Origin of the sequence: Pedobacter antarcticus (genome assembly GCF_900103515.1) — a bacterium.
GTDB classification, from domain to species: Bacteria; Bacteroidota; Bacteroidia; order Sphingobacteriales; family Sphingobacteriaceae; genus Pedobacter; species Pedobacter antarcticus.
In genome coordinates this window covers 81309-97706 of sequence record NZ_FNGZ01000011.1, presented here as the reverse complement: position 1 = coordinate 97706, position 16398 = coordinate 81309, and the positions used below count along the sequence as shown (strand labels likewise).

The window sequence follows — 16398 nt, the reverse complement described above, 5'->3', positions numbered from 1 at the left end:
TAATGGGTACAGTACAGGTATTATTAGAAAAAACCAAAGGTGACCGCTGGATATGGTTAATTATTATCCTGCTTTCATTGATTTCTATTCTTGCCGTTTATAGCGCTACAGGCACTTTAGCTTATAAACAGGGTAAGGCAGTGGAGAAGCTCCTGCTGACGAAGCATTTAATTTTCGTTGTCATGGGGATAGGGATGATCTATGTATCACATTTACTGGACTATAAATATTATGCAGGGATCTCTAAGATTTTGATGATCATTACGATTCCTTTGCTCTTCTATACACTGGTTTTTGGAACCAACCTGAATGATGCGTCACGGTGGGTGAAGATACCAATTATTGGATTGACTTTTCAGACGTCCGATTTAGCGAAATTGGCGTTAATTACCTTTTTAGCCCGGATGCTCACTAGAAAGCAAGAGAATATAAAAGATGTTAAAACTTCTTTTATTCCAATTATGGGATCAGTTTGTATCGTATTCGTATTAATTGCATTGGCGAATTTGTCTACAGCGTTAATGTTGTTTGGTGTAAGTATTCTGCTTCTGATCATCGGAAGGATTAGTATTAAACAAATTTTGATTGTTTGTGCAGGCGGATTTTTTTTACTGTTGATTGTCGTGTTGCTGGGACCTAGGAGGGAAACGTATAAATCGCGGATTGATTCTTATCTGCATCCTGAATCACAGCACTCTGATAAGACTTATCAGGCAGATCAGGCAAAAATTGCATTGGCTTCAGGTGGTTTCTTTGGTAAGGGGCCGGGAAATAGTACGCAACGGAATTTTCTGCCGCATCCTTATTCCGATTTTATCTTCGCCATTATTGTTGAGGAATATGGTGCATTTGGAGCACTGATTATCATAGTTCTGTATCTGGTGCTATTATATCGATGTGTCCGAATTGTGACGCAGAGCCCCAAGGCGTTTGGGGCATTGCTTGCTGCTGGATTGAGTTTCAGCCTGACGATACAAGCTTTTGCGAACATGGCCGTTGCCGTGGGACTGGGGCCAGTTACAGGTGTACCGCTTCCTCTGGTAAGTATGGGAGGTACATCAATGATTTTTACCAGTATAGCCTTCGGTATTATTCTAAGTGTGAGCCGTGATGTAGAAGAGAATGGGAAAAAACTACCAAATGATCCTACCGAGAGTAGTGCTCAGAAAAGTAACAAAGTAATTGTTGGTGAAATACCAGCAATGATATAAATAGAAAAAATGAGACCAACAAGAATAATCATATCGGGTGGTGGAACAGGCGGACATATTTTTCCGGCTATTTCTATTGCTAATGCGTTGAGACGTATGGAGCCAGGGTGTGAAATCTTGTTTGTCGGCGCTGAAGGCCGTATGGAAATGGAAAAAGTTCCAGCAGCCGGTTATGAAATAGTCGGGCTAAATATTAGCGGAATTCAGCGTGGCTCACTCCTGAAAAACCTGGGGCTGCCAATGAAACTTGCGGGCAGTCTTGTTAAGGCAGCTCAGGTGATTAGTAGCTTTCGTCCCGATGTCGTTGTTGGGGTGGGTGGATACGCTTCCGGTCCGTTGCTTATGGCTGCTTCCTGGAAGAATGTACCTTACCTGATTCAGGAGCAGAACTCCTACGCAGGTGTAACGAATAAGTGGCTAGGGAAAAATGCAGCTAAAATTTGTGTTGCTTTTGATGATATGGCCTCATTTTTTCCAGCTGAAAAGCTCTTAAAGACAGGCAACCCTGTTCGCAAAGAGGTTGTTGATATTTATAATAAACGGTTTCATGGCGCAGAGTTACTAAAGCTAGACCCACTTAAGAAAACAGTCCTGGTTACAGGTGGAAGCCTCGGTGCCGGAACATTGAATAAAAGTATCGAAAAGCATATACAGGAATTTATTAAACAGGATGTGCAGCTGATCTGGCAGACAGGTAAATATTATTATCAGGGTATTATGGAAAGACTGGGACAAGCTTTTCACCCTAACATTAGGATAATGGAATTTCTAAATCAGATGGATCTTGCCTATGCAGCTGCTGATGTAATTATTTCAAGAGCAGGTGCAGGTACCATAGCAGAATTATGCCTCATTAAAAAGCCTGTAATTTTAGTGCCTTCGCCGAATGTGGCTGAAGATCATCAGACTAAAAATGCATTGGCATTGGTTACTAAAAACGCTGCTTTAATGATAGCAGATCGTTCTGCTGAGGATACGCTGGTGCAATCGGCGCTTGAGTTATTAAACAATGAGGCTCGTTGCGAAGAGCTCTCGGAAAATATTGGTAAGATGGCTTTACGGGAATCAGACGATCTGATTGCGTATGAAGTCATGAAACTTGCAGCTAAAAGTTAATTGATATGGAACTGGATTTGATTAAGCGTGTGTATTTTATGGGAGCCGGTGGTATCGGAATGAGCGCAATTGCACGCTATTTCAAGAACCGCGGGTGTACAGTGTATGGGTATGATAAAACGCGTACCACACTGACTATTGCGCTTGAGAATGAAGGAATCCTATTGAATTATAACGATGATTTGTCGACGCTTCCCGAAGGCATGGAAGAGCCTGCTGAAGATCTACTGGTCGTTTATACACCAGCTATACCTAAGACATCCGTGTTATTGAATTTTTTCAAAGATCGTGGGTTTGACTTGCAAAAACGCTCACAGGTTCTTGGACTAATCAGTAAAGGACAATTCTGTATTGCAGTTGCTGGAACGCATGGCAAAACTACAACCTCCTCCGTGATTGCACATATCTTAACTGATAGTGGGTTTGGCTGTACGGCATTTCTTGGCGGTATAGCGACGAATTATCAAACTAATTTTCTTCTTGGAGATAATCATGTAGTTGTCATCGAGGCAGATGAATATGATCGATCTTTCCTGACTCTTCATCCGGATATTGCGGTAATCACATCAATGGATGCAGATCATTTGGATATTTATGGTGATGCTGCACAGTTACATGAATCTTTTTACCTGTTTGCAGGACAGTTAAAAGAGAAAGGTCAGCTCTATTACAGGGAAGGATTGCCTTTAAGTAGCGGAGAAACTTACGCCGCTAGTGAAACCGCTGATATCTGTGCTAAAAATATTCATGTTCAGAACGGTCGTTTTGTTTTTGATTATCAGCAGGGAGATTTTAAGATTGAACGGATTGAAATCCAACTTCCCGGACGGCATAATGTTGAAAATATTACTGCTTCTATCGCAGTTGCATTAAAACTGGGAATAAGCGCCGAGTTAATTAAACATGCGTTGGGCAATTTTAAGGGGGTTAAACGCAGATTTGAAACTATAGTCCGAACCGACTCACACGTGTATATAGACGATTACGCGCATCACCCCGAGGAGTTAAGGGCATGTTTTCATGCGGTGAGGGAATTATATCCGGGACAGAAGCTTACGGTTATTTTTCAGCCGCATTTATTTACCCGGACCAGGGACTTTGCAGCCGGATTTGCAGAAGTTTTAAGTTCAGTTGATGAATTGCTATTACTGGATATCTATCCGGCTCGTGAGTTGCCGCTGGAAGGGATTAATTCTGCATATTTATTAGCTAAAATAACGCTTGAAAATAGTGCTGTATATACCATGGAGGAAGTGCTAAATTATGTGGAGAATGAAAAACCAGGACTTCTGCTTACTGTTGGAGCCGGTAATATAGATACGTTGATACAACCACTTAAAAAAATAATGGAAAATGCTTAAACAGATAAAATGGAGGTTGGTGTTCAAATGTTTTGCCTGGGTAATTACCCTTGGTGGAATTGCTGCGCTGATGAGTTTTGTCTCAGTTAAGAAGCAGTCTGTTAAATGTACCAATATCAAAATTCTGATCCCTGGTGCGGACAATTTTATCGAGCGTGAAGAGATTGACGCAATTTTAAAGCAGAATGAAGGACAGTTAATCGGAAGGCATCTCACCAGTATCAATTTGCATGCTATAGAAGAAAAAATTAAGGCCAATCCCTATATCGCATTGTCTACTGTTTACGCCGATATGGATGGTGTCATTCATATTGAAATTAACCAGCGTCAACCACTTTTAAGAATTATTAATATGACTGGGCAAGACTTCTATATTGATAAATATGGATTGAAAATGCCTGTGTCTTCGAACTTTACGGCAAATGTCCTTGTGGCAAATGGCCGTATCATGGAGCACTTTACTGGTAAGGTTGATACACTGATCACAAAGATGGCTTCGGATTTGTATAAAACGGCACTGTTTTTGAAAAAAGACAGTTTATGGGACTCACAAATTGAACAGATTTTTGTTAATGATAAAGACGATATTGAATTCATTCCCAGGGTCGGTAACCAGCGGATCATATTGGGTAATGCAGATTCCTTGGAAACTAAAATGAGTAATCTGCTTACATTCTATAAAAAGGCGATGCCTAAAGTAGGCTGGGACACCTATAAAACAATTAATATTAAGTACACCAATCAGATTGTTTGTGAGAAAAACAACCTTGATTCTGTATCTTCCAGATTGTCGGGGGCAAATGTGCCAAGGCCAACACCGCTGACTGTCAGAAAGGTTATGGATTCTATTGTCAAAGCTGAAATCGCAGCTGAACTCAGAAATAACCCTGAATTTAAACCGGCTCCGGCTAAACCTCCCGCAGAGGTAAAACCTAAGACTGAAGTCAAAGTTGTAAAAAAGCCTGCAGCTAAGCCGGAAAAGGCTCCGGCAGCAGCAAAACCTAAGGCTGAGGTCAAAGTTGTAAAAAAGCCTGTAGCTAAGCCGGAAAAAGCTCCACAGGCAAAGAAAACAGATAAGAAGTAAAACAGATACCTGGAAAACAAATAGTATATAATTCGACAAATTAATATAGTTATGGGCAAAGAAAAATCTACCGCTCAATCCCCGATAGTAGTGGGGTTGGATATTGGTACCACAAAAATCTGTGTGATAGTTGGTCGCAGAACACAGCATGGTAAAATAGAAGTTCTGGGCATTGGTAAAGCTGAATCCGCTGGTGTCACCCGTGGTGTGGTTTCCAATATTCAGAAAACAGTTCAGGGAATCTCACAGGCCGTAGAACTGGCCAGCGGACAGTCCAACGTTGAAGTGCGTGTGGTGAACGTTGGCATAGCCGGGCAGCATATCAAAAGTTTGCAGCATCGTGGTATTCTGACAAGAAGAGAACTGAATAATGAAATCAGTAAAAAAGATCTGGATAAGTTAATTGATGATATGTTCAAACTGGTTATGCCCCCGGGAGAAGAAATTATTCATGTACTGCCCCAGGAATTTACTGTAGATAATGAACCAGGAGTCAAAGATCCGATTGGTATGGCAGGCGTACGTCTGGAAGCGAATTTCCATATCATCTCAGGTCAGGTTACTGCGGTTAAAAATATTATGCGTTGCGTGACCAATGCAGGGCTGCAAACTCAGGAGTTGATACTTGAGCCGCTCGCTTCGTCAGAATCTGTTCTGAGTGAAGAGGAGAAAGAAGCAGGTATCGCCTTAGTGGATATTGGAGGTGGTACCACTGATATCGCTATATTCCACGAGGGAATTATCCGTCATACTGCAGTGATCCCTTTTGGTGGTAACAGTGTGACTGAAGATATTCGTGAAGGATGTTCTGTAATGCGAAATCAGGCAGAATTGTTGAAGACCCGATTTGGTTCTGCCCTTGCTGAAGAAAACAAGGAAAATGAGATAATCTGTGTTCCTGGTCTGCGTGGCCGTGAACCGAAAGAGATTTCAGTTAAAAATTTAGCTTATGTGATCCAGGCCCGTATGGAAGAAATCATTGAGCATGTTTATTACGAAATCAAATCCTCAGGTTATGAAAAGAAACTGATCGGTGGTGTTGTGATTACCGGTGGTGGTGCGTTGTTGAAACACCTGGCGCAGTTAGTTGAGTATGTAACAGGACTTGACTGTCGTGTAGGTTATCCTAATGAACATTTGTCGAAATATGAGGATATGCCAAAAACGATCTATGATGATCTGAAAAGTCCAATGTATGCTACCAGCGTAGGTTTGCTGATCAAAGGGATTCAGAAAGCAGAAGAATTAATGGAAGAACTGAAACAGCCTGGTGTGTATGTTGAGAAACCGGCAGCTGTTAAAGACAAAGTAAAACGAAGCGGAGGTGGATTGTTTGATAAGTTGCTGGCGAAGACCAAAGACTTTATTAAAGATGATATGAACGTTAGTGATGAAGATTATATCAAACCGTAATGTTATCAACATCAAACAATTTTTCCACATTTTTAACAGTTGTGGAAAACCTATGTTGAAAAAGTGTTAATATTACGTTGAGAGATGAACAGGTAAAACCAATTTTTAAGTAACTGATTCATAAATATATGTATTTTGAAATGTTAAAAGATAAGTCATCAATCATCAAGGTAATTGGTGTTGGTGGCGGTGGTGGTAATGCGGTTAACCATATGTACCGTCAGGGAATTGCAGGAGTAGACTTTATTATTTGTAATACTGATGCGCAAGCATTGGAGTTTAGTCCTATCCCTAATAAGGTGCAACTTGGCGCTAGTTTAACCGAAGGAATGGGCGCAGGCTCAATCCCTGAAGTAGGAAAAAATTCGGCTATTGAGAATATAGACGATATCAAAAGCATGTTAGGCAGTACAACAAAAATGCTGTTCATCACTGCTGGTATGGGTGGTGGTACCGGTACAGGTGCTAGTCCTATTATAGCCCAGGCGGCTAAAGAACTTGACATTTTAACTGTAGCTATCATTACCACGCCTTTTTCTTTCGAAGGTAAAAGACGTAAGATGCAGGCAGAAGACGGTCTTGATGAGCTTAAAAAATATGTTGACTCTTATCTGGTTATTTCTAACGACCGTCTGCGGGAAATATTTGGTAACCTTACATTGGGTTCTGCATTTGCGCAGGCTGATGATATCTTAACAACAGCTGCCAAAGGAATCGCAGAGATTATTACCGTGCCGGGTTATATTAACGTGGATTTCAAGGATGTACGTACCGTAATGAAAGACAGTGGTGTCTCCATTATGGGTAGTTTTGCTTGTGAAGGTGAAAATAGAGCATTAAATGCAGTCGAAGGCGCATTGGCTTCTCCATTGCTTAAAGACAATGAGATTGAAGGTGCAAGATATATACTTTTAAATATCAGCTCAGGTGTCCAGGAGGTAACGATGGATGAAGTCGCCATTATCACTGATTATATTCAGGATAAAGCTGGATTAACTGCAGACTTAATCTGGGGTAACTGTATCGATGAGAATCTGGGTGAAAAAATCTCGGTTACTATTATCGCTACAGGATTTCAGACGACTGAACAAAGAGCTCAGGATAAAAAGAATGTACAGAAGAAAATATCTTTATTAACTCCTGAAGAAGCTCCTTTGGTAAAACCACTGGAACCAGCAAATTCATTTATCGAGCCAAGGAATAATATTTATTCCAATGAGCAGGTTATGAAACTTAAGGACGATAAAAAGCAAAATGATCTGTTCGGTGACATGTATAGCGGTAATATGAGCCGCAGAAATGAAGACCCTGAGAATGGAATCATCAGACATACTCTTGTCGAAGAGGAAACTCCTGTTACAGAGAACAGACAAGAAAATGGAGCAGATTTTGAACTCAAGGTTTCTGAAACTGATTTTGTATTCGAAAAACCTAAATCTTCATTTGCAGACCCATCTGCATCTTATCAGGAAGAAAGAACCGAACCAGGGCTAGATGATGATAAAAGCGATGAGTCCATCGAAGATCAGCTTAAAAAATCTAAAGAACGCATAATGCGCCTGAAGGATTTAAGTATGAAACTTCGTACGACTAATGGATTACAGGAATTAGAGAATGAGCCTGCTTATAAACGTAAGCAAACACAATTGCAACAGGTTCAGCACTCCTCGGAGTCACAAGTTTCGCGCTTCACATTGAGTACCGATAGTGAAGGTGGGACTGAGATAAGACCTAACAACTCATTCCTGCATGATAATGTAGATTAACATAGAACAAACTTATAAAAAGCCTTAACAGAATACTGTTAAGGCTTTTTTTTGAACTAAATGGTTGATAAGGTTGACTATTACGTAGCGTATCACCTTGTATTTAAGCGCTAGAAAGCTTAAATTTGCAACATTAATTAGAACTTAATACACATCACATTGGATATTTTTGAAAAGATAGCAAAACATATGGGCCCGCTCGGGCAGCATCAAAAATGGTCGCATGGATATTTCTCCTTTCCTAAACTTGAAGGAGCAATTGCACCTCATATGAACTTTCGCGGAAAAGAACATTTGGTTTGGAGTTTAAATAACTACCTGGGTTTAGCGAATCATCCTGAGGTTAGAGAGGCAGATATGAAAGGTGCGGCAGAATTTGGTATGGCTTATCCTATGGGAGCACGTATGATGTCAGGTAACTCCAAATATCACGAGCAACTGGAACAGGAATTGGCAGCGTTTGTCGGTAAACCTGATGCTTTCCTGCTTAATTTTGGTTATCAGGGCATGTTGTCTATTATTGACTGTCTTGTAGACAGAAATGATGTTATCGTTTACGATGGAGAATCTCACGCCTGTATTATCGACGGTTTACGATTACATCTGGGCAAACGTTTTGTTTACAAGCATAATGATATCGAAAGTGCGAGAAAACAACTGGAGCGTGCTACTAAATTAGTAGAGCAGTCGGGTGGTGGAATTCTCGTGATTACTGAAGGCGTGTTCGGTATGTCAGGTGCACAGGGAAAACTTAAAGAAATCATCGAACTTAAAAAGGATTTTAACTTCCGTTTATTAATCGATGATGCGCATGGGTTTGGTACAATGGGTAAAACCGGAGCAGGTACTCATGAAGAACAAAATTGTATAGAAGGAGTAGATATTTATTTTGCAACTTTTGCAAAGTCTATGGCTGGAATTGGCGCGTTTGTAGCCTCTACAGAAGAGATGACTAACTTCTTCCGTTATAATATGCGGTCTCAGACCTTTGCTAAGGCTTTGCCTATGCCAATGGTTGTTGGGCTTTTAAAGCGTTTAGAGTTGCTTAAAAACAATCCAGAGCTAAGAGAGCGTTTATGGCATATTGCCACTTCCCTGCAGAAAGGGCTAAGATCACGCGGATTTGACCTGGGGATCACAAATACCATGGTTACACCGGTTTTTCTTAAAGGTGAGTTACTGGAAGCAACAGCATTAACAATGGATCTAAGAGAGAATTATAGTATCTTTTGTTCAATTGTTGTTTATCCGGTAATCCCTAAGGGTCTAATCGAATTGCGTTTAATTCCTACTGCTATGCATACGATTGATGATGTAGAGCGAACCCTTGAAGCATTTAGTGCAATAGCAGAGAGATTGAACAGCGGTTATTATAGAGATAACAAATTAAATATTGAAGCTTAATATTTATTGTCCCGGATAAGGGAATACTTATTTACCTAAAAAAAGAGCCTGAATCACATCAATGTGATGTGACCCCAAAAAGTTGGACGGATTAGAAAATTAAGTTTTTTGTGCGAGAGCTCGGTATTCCACCGGGCTCTTTTTTTTAAATGAATTTTTGAATTGGGTTTCCATATTTATCGAGGATGTCTTTTTCTTGATTTATTGTGGAAAAAAAACTGGATATAGTAATTATATTTCGCACGCTAATTTCATTAAATTAGATTAAAGAACTAAATTAGTGTAAGTGTTATAATAAATCCTAAACCAAACCAAAAAATATCTAGAAATGAAAAAATTTGACGAATTGAAGAATCTCTTGGCTTCCATCGAAGCCGATGCTGATAAGTTTTACAATAAGGCGAACAGTGCTGCGGGAACGCGATTACGGAAAGGCATGCAGGACCTTAAAAACCTGGCTCAGGAAATAAGGTTGGAAATTCAGGAGTCTAAAAACAAAGCTTAACAAAAAGCGCATTGTAGTTATACAATGCGCTTTTTGCTTTTATAAAACACTTCAATTGCTGTCTTTTCTAGCTGATTCTGTTCAGCTCAGCAATTATTTGCTCATTTAATCCAGTCGTCGCAGAAACTAATGGCAGACGTACCTGGTCTCCACACACGTTAAAATGCTTTAATGCAGCTTTTATGCCTGCAGGGTTACCTTCCGCAAACGCCAGCCTGGTTAACTCAATTAAGCGCAGATGCAGGGGCAGGGCCGAACTAAAATCTCCCTGAAGACATAGACGTACCAATTGCGATACTGCTGCAGGCAAAGCATTCCCAACCACAGAGATCAAACCGGAGGCACCTAAAGCAATCATCGGAAGTGTGATAGGATCGTCACCTGAAATTAAGAGGAAATCTGCCGGTTTATCTCTCATAATCTGGTTGAACTGTTCGAAGTTCCCGGAAGCTTCTTTAATGCCTATTATATTCTTAAAGTCTGCGGCTAATCTGCATGTAGTTTCTGCACTCATATTACTTGCCGTTCTGCCAGGTACGTTATACAAAAGTATTGGAAGAGGGCTAACCTCACTAATCGCTTTGTAATGCTGGTATATACCTTCCTGCGAAGGTTTATTATAATATGGGCTTGCTGAAAGGATACAATCATATCCTGCTGTATCAAAATTCTTAATGGTATCTACCACTGACGCAGTATCATTTCCGCCAATTCCAGCGATAAGAGGTAATCTTCCGTTATTAATTTCTGCAGTATATGCCCAGATTTTTTTCTTCTCTTCCTTATTAAGTGTGGCCGACTCACCTGTTGTTCCTAAAGACACCAGATACTCTACCTGGCCTTCGATCTGGTAATTGATCAGGTTTTTAAGCCCTGTGTAATCTACCGATCCATCTGCATTAAATGGTGTAACCAATGCTACACCCGTTCCATGAAATCTGTTCATTTTTTTGTATTTACTTCAATAGCTTTAATAACTCTTCCACTGTAAGAAATGGAATGTTTAGTTTCTGTGCTTTTTCTAGTTTAGAAGGACCCATATTATCGCCGGCCAGCAGATAATTCAGTTTGGCGGATATGCTGCTCAGGATCTTTCCACCATGCTTTTCAATCAATTGTTTGAGTTCCTCCCTGCTGTGCTGTTCAAAAACTCCCGAAATTACGAATGTTTTTCCAGTAAGTTTGTCACTTTCCAGTATCACAGCAACTTCTTCCGCTACAAATTGTAATCCATGCGTTCTAAGCAGCTCAATTTGCTGAATATGTGCGGGATCACCAAAATATTCAAGAATACTTTCTGCTATTCGTTGCCCGATTTCGTCAATGGCAGTAAGTTGCTCGGCATTCAGGCCCATTAAGGTGTCAATATTACCGGTAGCGATAGCAAGTTTCCTCGCGACTGTTTCTCCTACATAGCGTATCCCCAGACCAAATAATACCTTTTCAAAAGGCATCTGTTTGGAAAGCTCAATCCCCTTGAGCATATTGGTGATTGATTTTTCACCAAAACGTTCCATTGTCTTAAGCTCATCCTGATGATCTTTTAGTGTATACAGGTCGCTAATATGCTTTACCAGGCCCTTTTGGTAGAAAGCAACAATAGTTTCATCACCCAGGCCATCTATATTCATCGCTTTGCGGGAGATAAAATGCTGTATTTTACCAACAATCTGTGGCCCGCAACCCTCATCATTCGGGCAATAAAACGCCACTTCACCTTCTTTACGGATCAATTCCGTTCCACATTCCGGACAGTTCTGCGGATAAATAACCCGTAAAGCACCCGGCTGGCGGGCTGAGAAATTCACCCTTATGATTTTTGGAATGATTTCACCTCCTTTTTCTACAGCCACACGATCACCGATATGTAGATCTAACCGTTGAATTTCATTGGCATTATGTAAAGTTGCGCGTTTAACAGTTGTTCCGGCAAGCAGTATCGGCACCAGATTGGCAACCGGTGTTACTGCACCAGTTCGGCCGACCTGGTAACTCACGCTGTTTAAAACAGTTTCAACTTCCTCCGCTTTGTATTTATAGGAAATTGCCCATCTCGGTGATTTAGCCGTAAAGCCCAATTCCTGCTGCTGATTGAAGCTGTTAACTTTAATCACAATACCGTCGATATCGTAGCCGAGTTCATAACGGCGTTTCTCCCAATAATGGATGAAGTCCAGAACAGACTCTATATCATTGCAGAGTTTGGTGTCCTGAGAAATATGAAAACCCCATTTTTTCAATTCCTGCAGGCTTTCATAATGTGTTTTAAAATACTCTTTTTCTGTATTCAGACTATAAAAAAAAGCATCCAGAGGTCTTTTTGCCACCTCTTTTGGGTCCTGCATTTTAATCGTACCGGAAGCGAAGTTTCTTGGGTTAGCATAGGTAATTTCACCCAGTTCTTCCCTTTCGATATTTAACCTGTTAAATGCAGCTTTATGCATAAATATTTCGCCTCTTATTTCAAATAATTCTGGCGCTTCCGCTGACTTCAATTTATGCGGGATATTACTTATTGTCTTGACATTCGCAGTGACATCATCACCTTTTGTTCCATCGCCACGTGTTACAGCCCGAACCAGCCGGTTGTTTTCGTAGGTCAGGCTGATGGAAAGCCCATCAAATTTTAACTCGCAGACATATTCGAAATTGCTGCCGAGTGCCTTTGTGATACGTTCATCAAAATCCCTTAAATCCTGCTCATTATACGTGTTTCCCAGAGACATCATTGGCCAGCGGTGCTTCACTGTGGTGAAATTTTTAGTAATATCACCGCCTACTTTCTGAGTAGGAGAGTCGGGATCTGCATATTCCGGATGTGCCAACTCCATACGGTTTAACTCAGCCAGCTTCTGATCAAATTCGTAATCAGCAATGGTTGGCATGGCAAGAACATAATAATTATAGGTATGCTGATTAAGCTCATTAACCAGTGCATCCATCGTGTCTTTAATAGCAGTTGATGACATAATATGCGAAGTTAGGAAATCAGTCTGAAAATAGAGGGCTATTACCTCTTGACGGTAATAATTGTTCTATCTCAGAGAAGATCTCCATAGAAAGGTCGGCAGTATGCTCATGGTAGGAATTTAATCCGTCTATGAGCAATTGACTTTGGTCCGCGGTGAAAGGATCCTTCCATATCCTTTTGCAGATCTGGGTAAGCGCATAACCCACATTTTTAGTTTCATTATAGCTGAACAGATAACGGCTTGATATAAACTTTTGATAAAAATTGTCAAATTTTCCAATATCAGGAATTCCGGCTTTCCGGAGGAAATCATGAAGCATTGGGGTGTTTGCTTCCTGTAACTGATCATAGAAACGGGACGTATTTATTTTTTGATGATGAAGCAGTTGTTGATCCAGCATTAGTTCCACGCCGATATGTGCCAGAAAGAAAGGCTTTACGGGGCTGTTCTTTAAAGCTGGAAGTAAAAATTTTTTAAGATTAGCTGTCTGGAGGGTGAAGTAGCTGGAGTTATGAAACAGCCTGTCTACTTCAAGGTGTGTATTCCATCCTGTAAGCAAGCTCAGGTCAGTAAAAGATTGGTTAAACAGATATTCATGCTTTTCAGGATGTGGGTTCCAGGTTTTATCGGCGTTTCTGATCAGATCCGGTAATACCATTCCCAGGACAATGTAAGGATTATCAGTATGTCTCTCGAAGTAATAGTGGGAAAGGAAATTCATCATTTAAAAGTAGAAATTTTTTAACAAGGCTTTTCTTATCTTTGGCGAAAAGTATAGAACGATGACCAATTTTGTTGAAGAATTAAGATGGAGAGGCATGTTACATGATATCATGCCTAATGCAGAAGAAAAACTAAATGAAGGCATGTGCTCCGGATATATTGGCTTTGACCCTACAGCAGATTCTTTACACGTTGGTCACCTTACTCAGATTATGACCCTGATCCATTTTCAGAGAGCTGGACACAAGCCGTTTGCGCTTGTTGGCGGGGCGACAGGAATGGTTGGAGACCCTTCAGGTAAATCTGACGAGAGGAACCTGCTGACTGAAGAGGTGCTGGAAGTAAATCTTGCCGGTATTAAACAGCAACTGAACCGTTTTTTAAAGTTCAGTGACGAAGGTAATGGTGCGGTTATGGTAAATAATGCTGACTGGTTCCGTGAATTCAGCTTTCTGGATTTTATTCGTGATGTTGGAAAACATATCACTGTTAATTATATGATGGCAAAAGACAGCGTTAAAAAACGTTTGACGGGAGATTCCGGTTTGTCATTTACCGAGTTCAGTTACCAGCTTATTCAGGGTTATGATTTCTATTATTTGTGGAAAAATCACAATTGCTCCATTCAGATGGGTGGATCAGATCAATGGGGAAATATTGTAACCGGTACTGAATTCATCAGAAGGAAAGACAGCGGTACAGCTTATGGATTAACAACGCAGTTAATTAAAAAAGCTGACGGTACTAAATTTGGTAAAACAGAGAGCGGTGCAATCTGGCTTGATCCAGAGAAAACATCTCCTTATAAATATTACCAGTTCTGGTTAAATGCGACAGATGCAGATGCCAAATCGTGGATACGCATTTTTACCCTTTTAGGTAAAGATGAGTTGGACAAACTCGAAGCAGAACATGATGCAGCTCCTCATTTAAGGATACTTCAGAAAGCGCTGGCGACGGATATTACAATCAGAACGCATAGTGAAGCAGCATTGGAAACTGCAGTAAAAACATCAGAGTTTCTTTTTGGCAATGGTTCAGTTGCGTTTCTGGAGAGTCTAAGTCCGGCACATGTACTGGAAATCTTTGAAGGTGTTCCTCAGTATACAATCAGCAAAGCTGAACTGAATGCAGGTGTTGATGTTGCTACTCTTCTAGCCGAGAAATCTTCCGTATTCCCGTCAAAAGGAGAAGTTAAGAAGACAATACAAGGTGGAGGGTTAAGTATCAATAAAACTAAAGTCCTGGAACTTACAGCTCAATATAACACGGCTGATTTAATTAATGATCAATATATAATTGTGCAAAAAGGCAAGAAGAACTATTTCCTGCTGATCGCAGAATAAAAATGGATTAGAAAAAGATCCGGCCTGTTTTCCAGTGCCGGATCTTTTTATTTTAGCAGGATTTGAAATCCTTACTGTATAAGTAAATTACAACCTCTGATATCTGCATTGTCAAAACGGCCCAGAACTTCGAAGGTTCCGTTTGAATAAATCCGGCCTAAATCCTGGGTAGCTATAAAAGCACAGGAGTTTATATTGGCGAGGTCAATTATATTGATACCTCCGGTTTGATTACCATGTACTAAAGAAAGTGGGTCGTTTGTGTCTCTGAGTACGATTTTCATCCACTGGGGACATTCGAAGATTCCTTCCCCAAGAGAATAAGCCTGTGAGAGCAATTCAGTCATTCCATATTCACTGTGAATCGCTGGAACGCCGAATCCTTGCTTGAGTACCGCGTGGAGCTCTTCCCTGACCATTTCTTTCCTTTTTCCTTTCATTCCGCCCGTTTCCATAATAATCAGTTCAGGGAAATCGATCTGATATTTTTCCAGAAAATCAAGTAAAGCGTAGGTAACTCCGATTAGAATTGTTTGCTGACGGGCATTTTTAAGCGCTATGAGCTGCTCATATAATTCCTGATGATTGTGTAAAAAATAACCACTTGCAGGATGTTTGCTTTGACTCAGCAGTGAATCGACCATATAGATTAAAGAAGATCCTTCTCTTTCCATATAAGACGGGAGTAACGCCAGGATACAAAAGTCGCCAGGGTTGCCGTAGAACTGTTCAAAGGCCAGATTAAAACTTTTTTCATACAGAGATAAATCCGTTACATAATGGCGGCTCTGTTGTTGCCCGGTAGTACCTGAACTAGTGAAGATACGAACAGGATCGATCGCCGTGCTAACAATTTTATGTGTTTTGAAAAAACTGATAGGTAAGTATGGAATCTTGGCGAGACAGTCAATCTTTTCTGGGGACACCCCTAGATTTTTTATAAACTGAGCATATGGATTACAGTTCTTAGCCTGAAACCTGAAAATATCCAGAGCTATCTGCTCAAACTGGTCACTGTTTGAAATAGAGAAAATTGAGTCAATTAACATATCAGCGGCAAAAATACATAAACGATCAATTTTTTAAAGCTGAAGAAGAAATGAATCTGCCGGTTTGCGGCAGATTCATTAATTATTAACCGAGCTATGACTTACGTGCACTTTGGTTAGGATTGTTTTACGGAATTTGTATCCGCAGATGCCACTGACGGCGACAATGAAACCACCCGTTAAAGCAGTAACAAACAAAATAAGCCACCAGGTTTGCAAGCCGAAAATTTCGGCAACCCTGTCAGCCAGAATATGCTGATTCTGCAGGCTATAAGATAGAGCCACTCCTGTCCATAAAAGGAAGATGGCGAAAAAAGGTTCCCATATAGACTTTTTTGGAGTCTTGCCTATCAGACAACAAGTTATAAAAGACACCGGAACGATGATCCACCAGGGAAGTACCATCTGAAGCAGGAAAGATGCTATAAGCACAACTATAAAGACCATA

At 40.5% G+C, this 16398-nt stretch carries 14 protein-coding genes; 9 read left to right on the top strand and 5 right to left on the bottom strand.

Going from position 1 to position 16398, the window contains the following annotated elements:
* Positions 1–2 precede the first annotated feature (2 nt).
* From BLR53_RS17245 to BLR53_RS17210, 8 genes are all read left to right on the top strand, one after another.
* On the top strand, positions 3–1211 hold the full coding sequence (locus BLR53_RS17245) for an FtsW/RodA/SpoVE family cell cycle protein (RefSeq protein ID WP_037440584.1): 1209 nt from the start codon (positions 3–5) through the stop codon (positions 1209–1211).
* Between the two features lie 9 nt (positions 1212–1220).
* Complete coding sequence (murG, locus tag BLR53_RS17240) at positions 1221–2327, top strand: undecaprenyldiphospho-muramoylpentapeptide beta-N-acetylglucosaminyltransferase (RefSeq protein ID WP_037440582.1); 1107 nt, start codon at positions 1221–1223, stop codon at positions 2325–2327.
* A gap of 5 nt (positions 2328–2332) precedes the next feature.
* Positions 2333–3688 carry a UDP-N-acetylmuramate--L-alanine ligase gene (gene murC, locus BLR53_RS17235; protein ID WP_074591465.1) on the top strand — a complete coding sequence of 452 codons (1356 nt, stop codon included), beginning with the start codon at positions 2333–2335 and terminating at the stop codon, positions 3686–3688.
* Complete coding sequence (locus tag BLR53_RS17230) at positions 3681–4772, top strand: cell division protein FtsQ/DivIB (RefSeq protein ID WP_074591463.1); 1092 nt, start codon at positions 3681–3683, stop codon at positions 4770–4772. Before murC ends, BLR53_RS17230 begins: the two co-directional genes overlap by 8 nt.
* 51 nt (positions 4773–4823) lie before the next feature.
* Positions 4824–6185 carry a cell division protein FtsA gene (gene ftsA, locus BLR53_RS17225; RefSeq protein WP_037440577.1) on the top strand — a complete coding sequence of 454 codons (1362 nt, stop codon included), beginning with the start codon at positions 4824–4826 and terminating at the stop codon, positions 6183–6185.
* 128 nt (positions 6186–6313) lie between these two features.
* A complete protein-coding gene (gene ftsZ / locus BLR53_RS17220) occupies positions 6314–7951 on the top strand; it encodes a cell division protein FtsZ (protein ID WP_074591461.1) in 1638 nt (545 codons plus the stop codon).
* A gap of 159 nt (positions 7952–8110) precedes the next feature.
* Positions 8111–9355 (top strand): aminotransferase class I/II-fold pyridoxal phosphate-dependent enzyme, encoded by a 1245-nt coding sequence (locus BLR53_RS17215; protein WP_037440573.1) that lies wholly within the window; start codon positions 8111–8113, stop codon positions 9353–9355.
* A gap of 328 nt (positions 9356–9683) precedes the next feature.
* Positions 9684–9860 carry a hypothetical protein gene (locus BLR53_RS17210; RefSeq protein ID WP_037440571.1) on the top strand — a complete coding sequence of 59 codons (177 nt, stop codon included), beginning with the start codon at positions 9684–9686 and terminating at the stop codon, positions 9858–9860.
* Between the two features lie 67 nt (positions 9861–9927).
* Here the strand turns inward: BLR53_RS17210 and dapA are convergent, their stop codons facing one another.
* Genes dapA through BLR53_RS17195 form a run of 3 tightly spaced genes read right to left on the bottom strand, consistent with a single transcriptional unit; the run spans position 9928 to position 13556 of the window.
* Positions 9928–10806, bottom strand: a complete 879-nt coding sequence (dapA, locus tag BLR53_RS17205) for a 4-hydroxy-tetrahydrodipicolinate synthase (protein WP_074591458.1) — start codon at positions 10804–10806, stop codon at positions 9928–9930.
* Positions 10807–10816: 10 nt separating this feature from the next.
* On the bottom strand, positions 10817–12829 hold the full coding sequence (gene ligA / locus BLR53_RS17200; RefSeq protein WP_074591456.1) for an NAD-dependent DNA ligase LigA: 2013 nt from the start codon (positions 12827–12829) through the stop codon (positions 10817–10819).
* 19 nt (positions 12830–12848) lie between these two features.
* Complete coding sequence (locus tag BLR53_RS17195) at positions 12849–13556, bottom strand: hypothetical protein (protein WP_143007900.1); 708 nt, start codon at positions 13554–13556, stop codon at positions 12849–12851.
* A gap of 58 nt (positions 13557–13614) precedes the next feature.
* On the opposite strand from BLR53_RS17195, the gene tyrS reads away from it, so the two are divergent.
* A complete protein-coding gene (gene tyrS, locus BLR53_RS17190) occupies positions 13615–14901 on the top strand; it encodes a tyrosine--tRNA ligase (RefSeq protein ID WP_074591451.1) in 1287 nt (428 codons plus the stop codon).
* A 71-nt stretch (positions 14902–14972) separates the two neighbouring features.
* On the opposite strand, the gene BLR53_RS17185 is transcribed toward tyrS, so the two are convergent.
* Together BLR53_RS17185 and BLR53_RS17180 are read right to left on the bottom strand one after the other, a co-directional pair.
* Entirely contained in the window at positions 14973–15950 is a 978-nt protein-coding gene (locus tag BLR53_RS17185) for a LuxE/PaaK family acyltransferase (RefSeq protein WP_074591449.1), read from the bottom strand.
* A gap of 78 nt (positions 15951–16028) precedes the next feature.
* On the bottom strand, positions 16029–16397 hold the full coding sequence (locus BLR53_RS17180) for a hypothetical protein (RefSeq protein WP_074591447.1): 369 nt from the start codon (positions 16395–16397) through the stop codon (positions 16029–16031).
* Between the last annotated feature and the right edge of the window lies 1 nt (position 16398).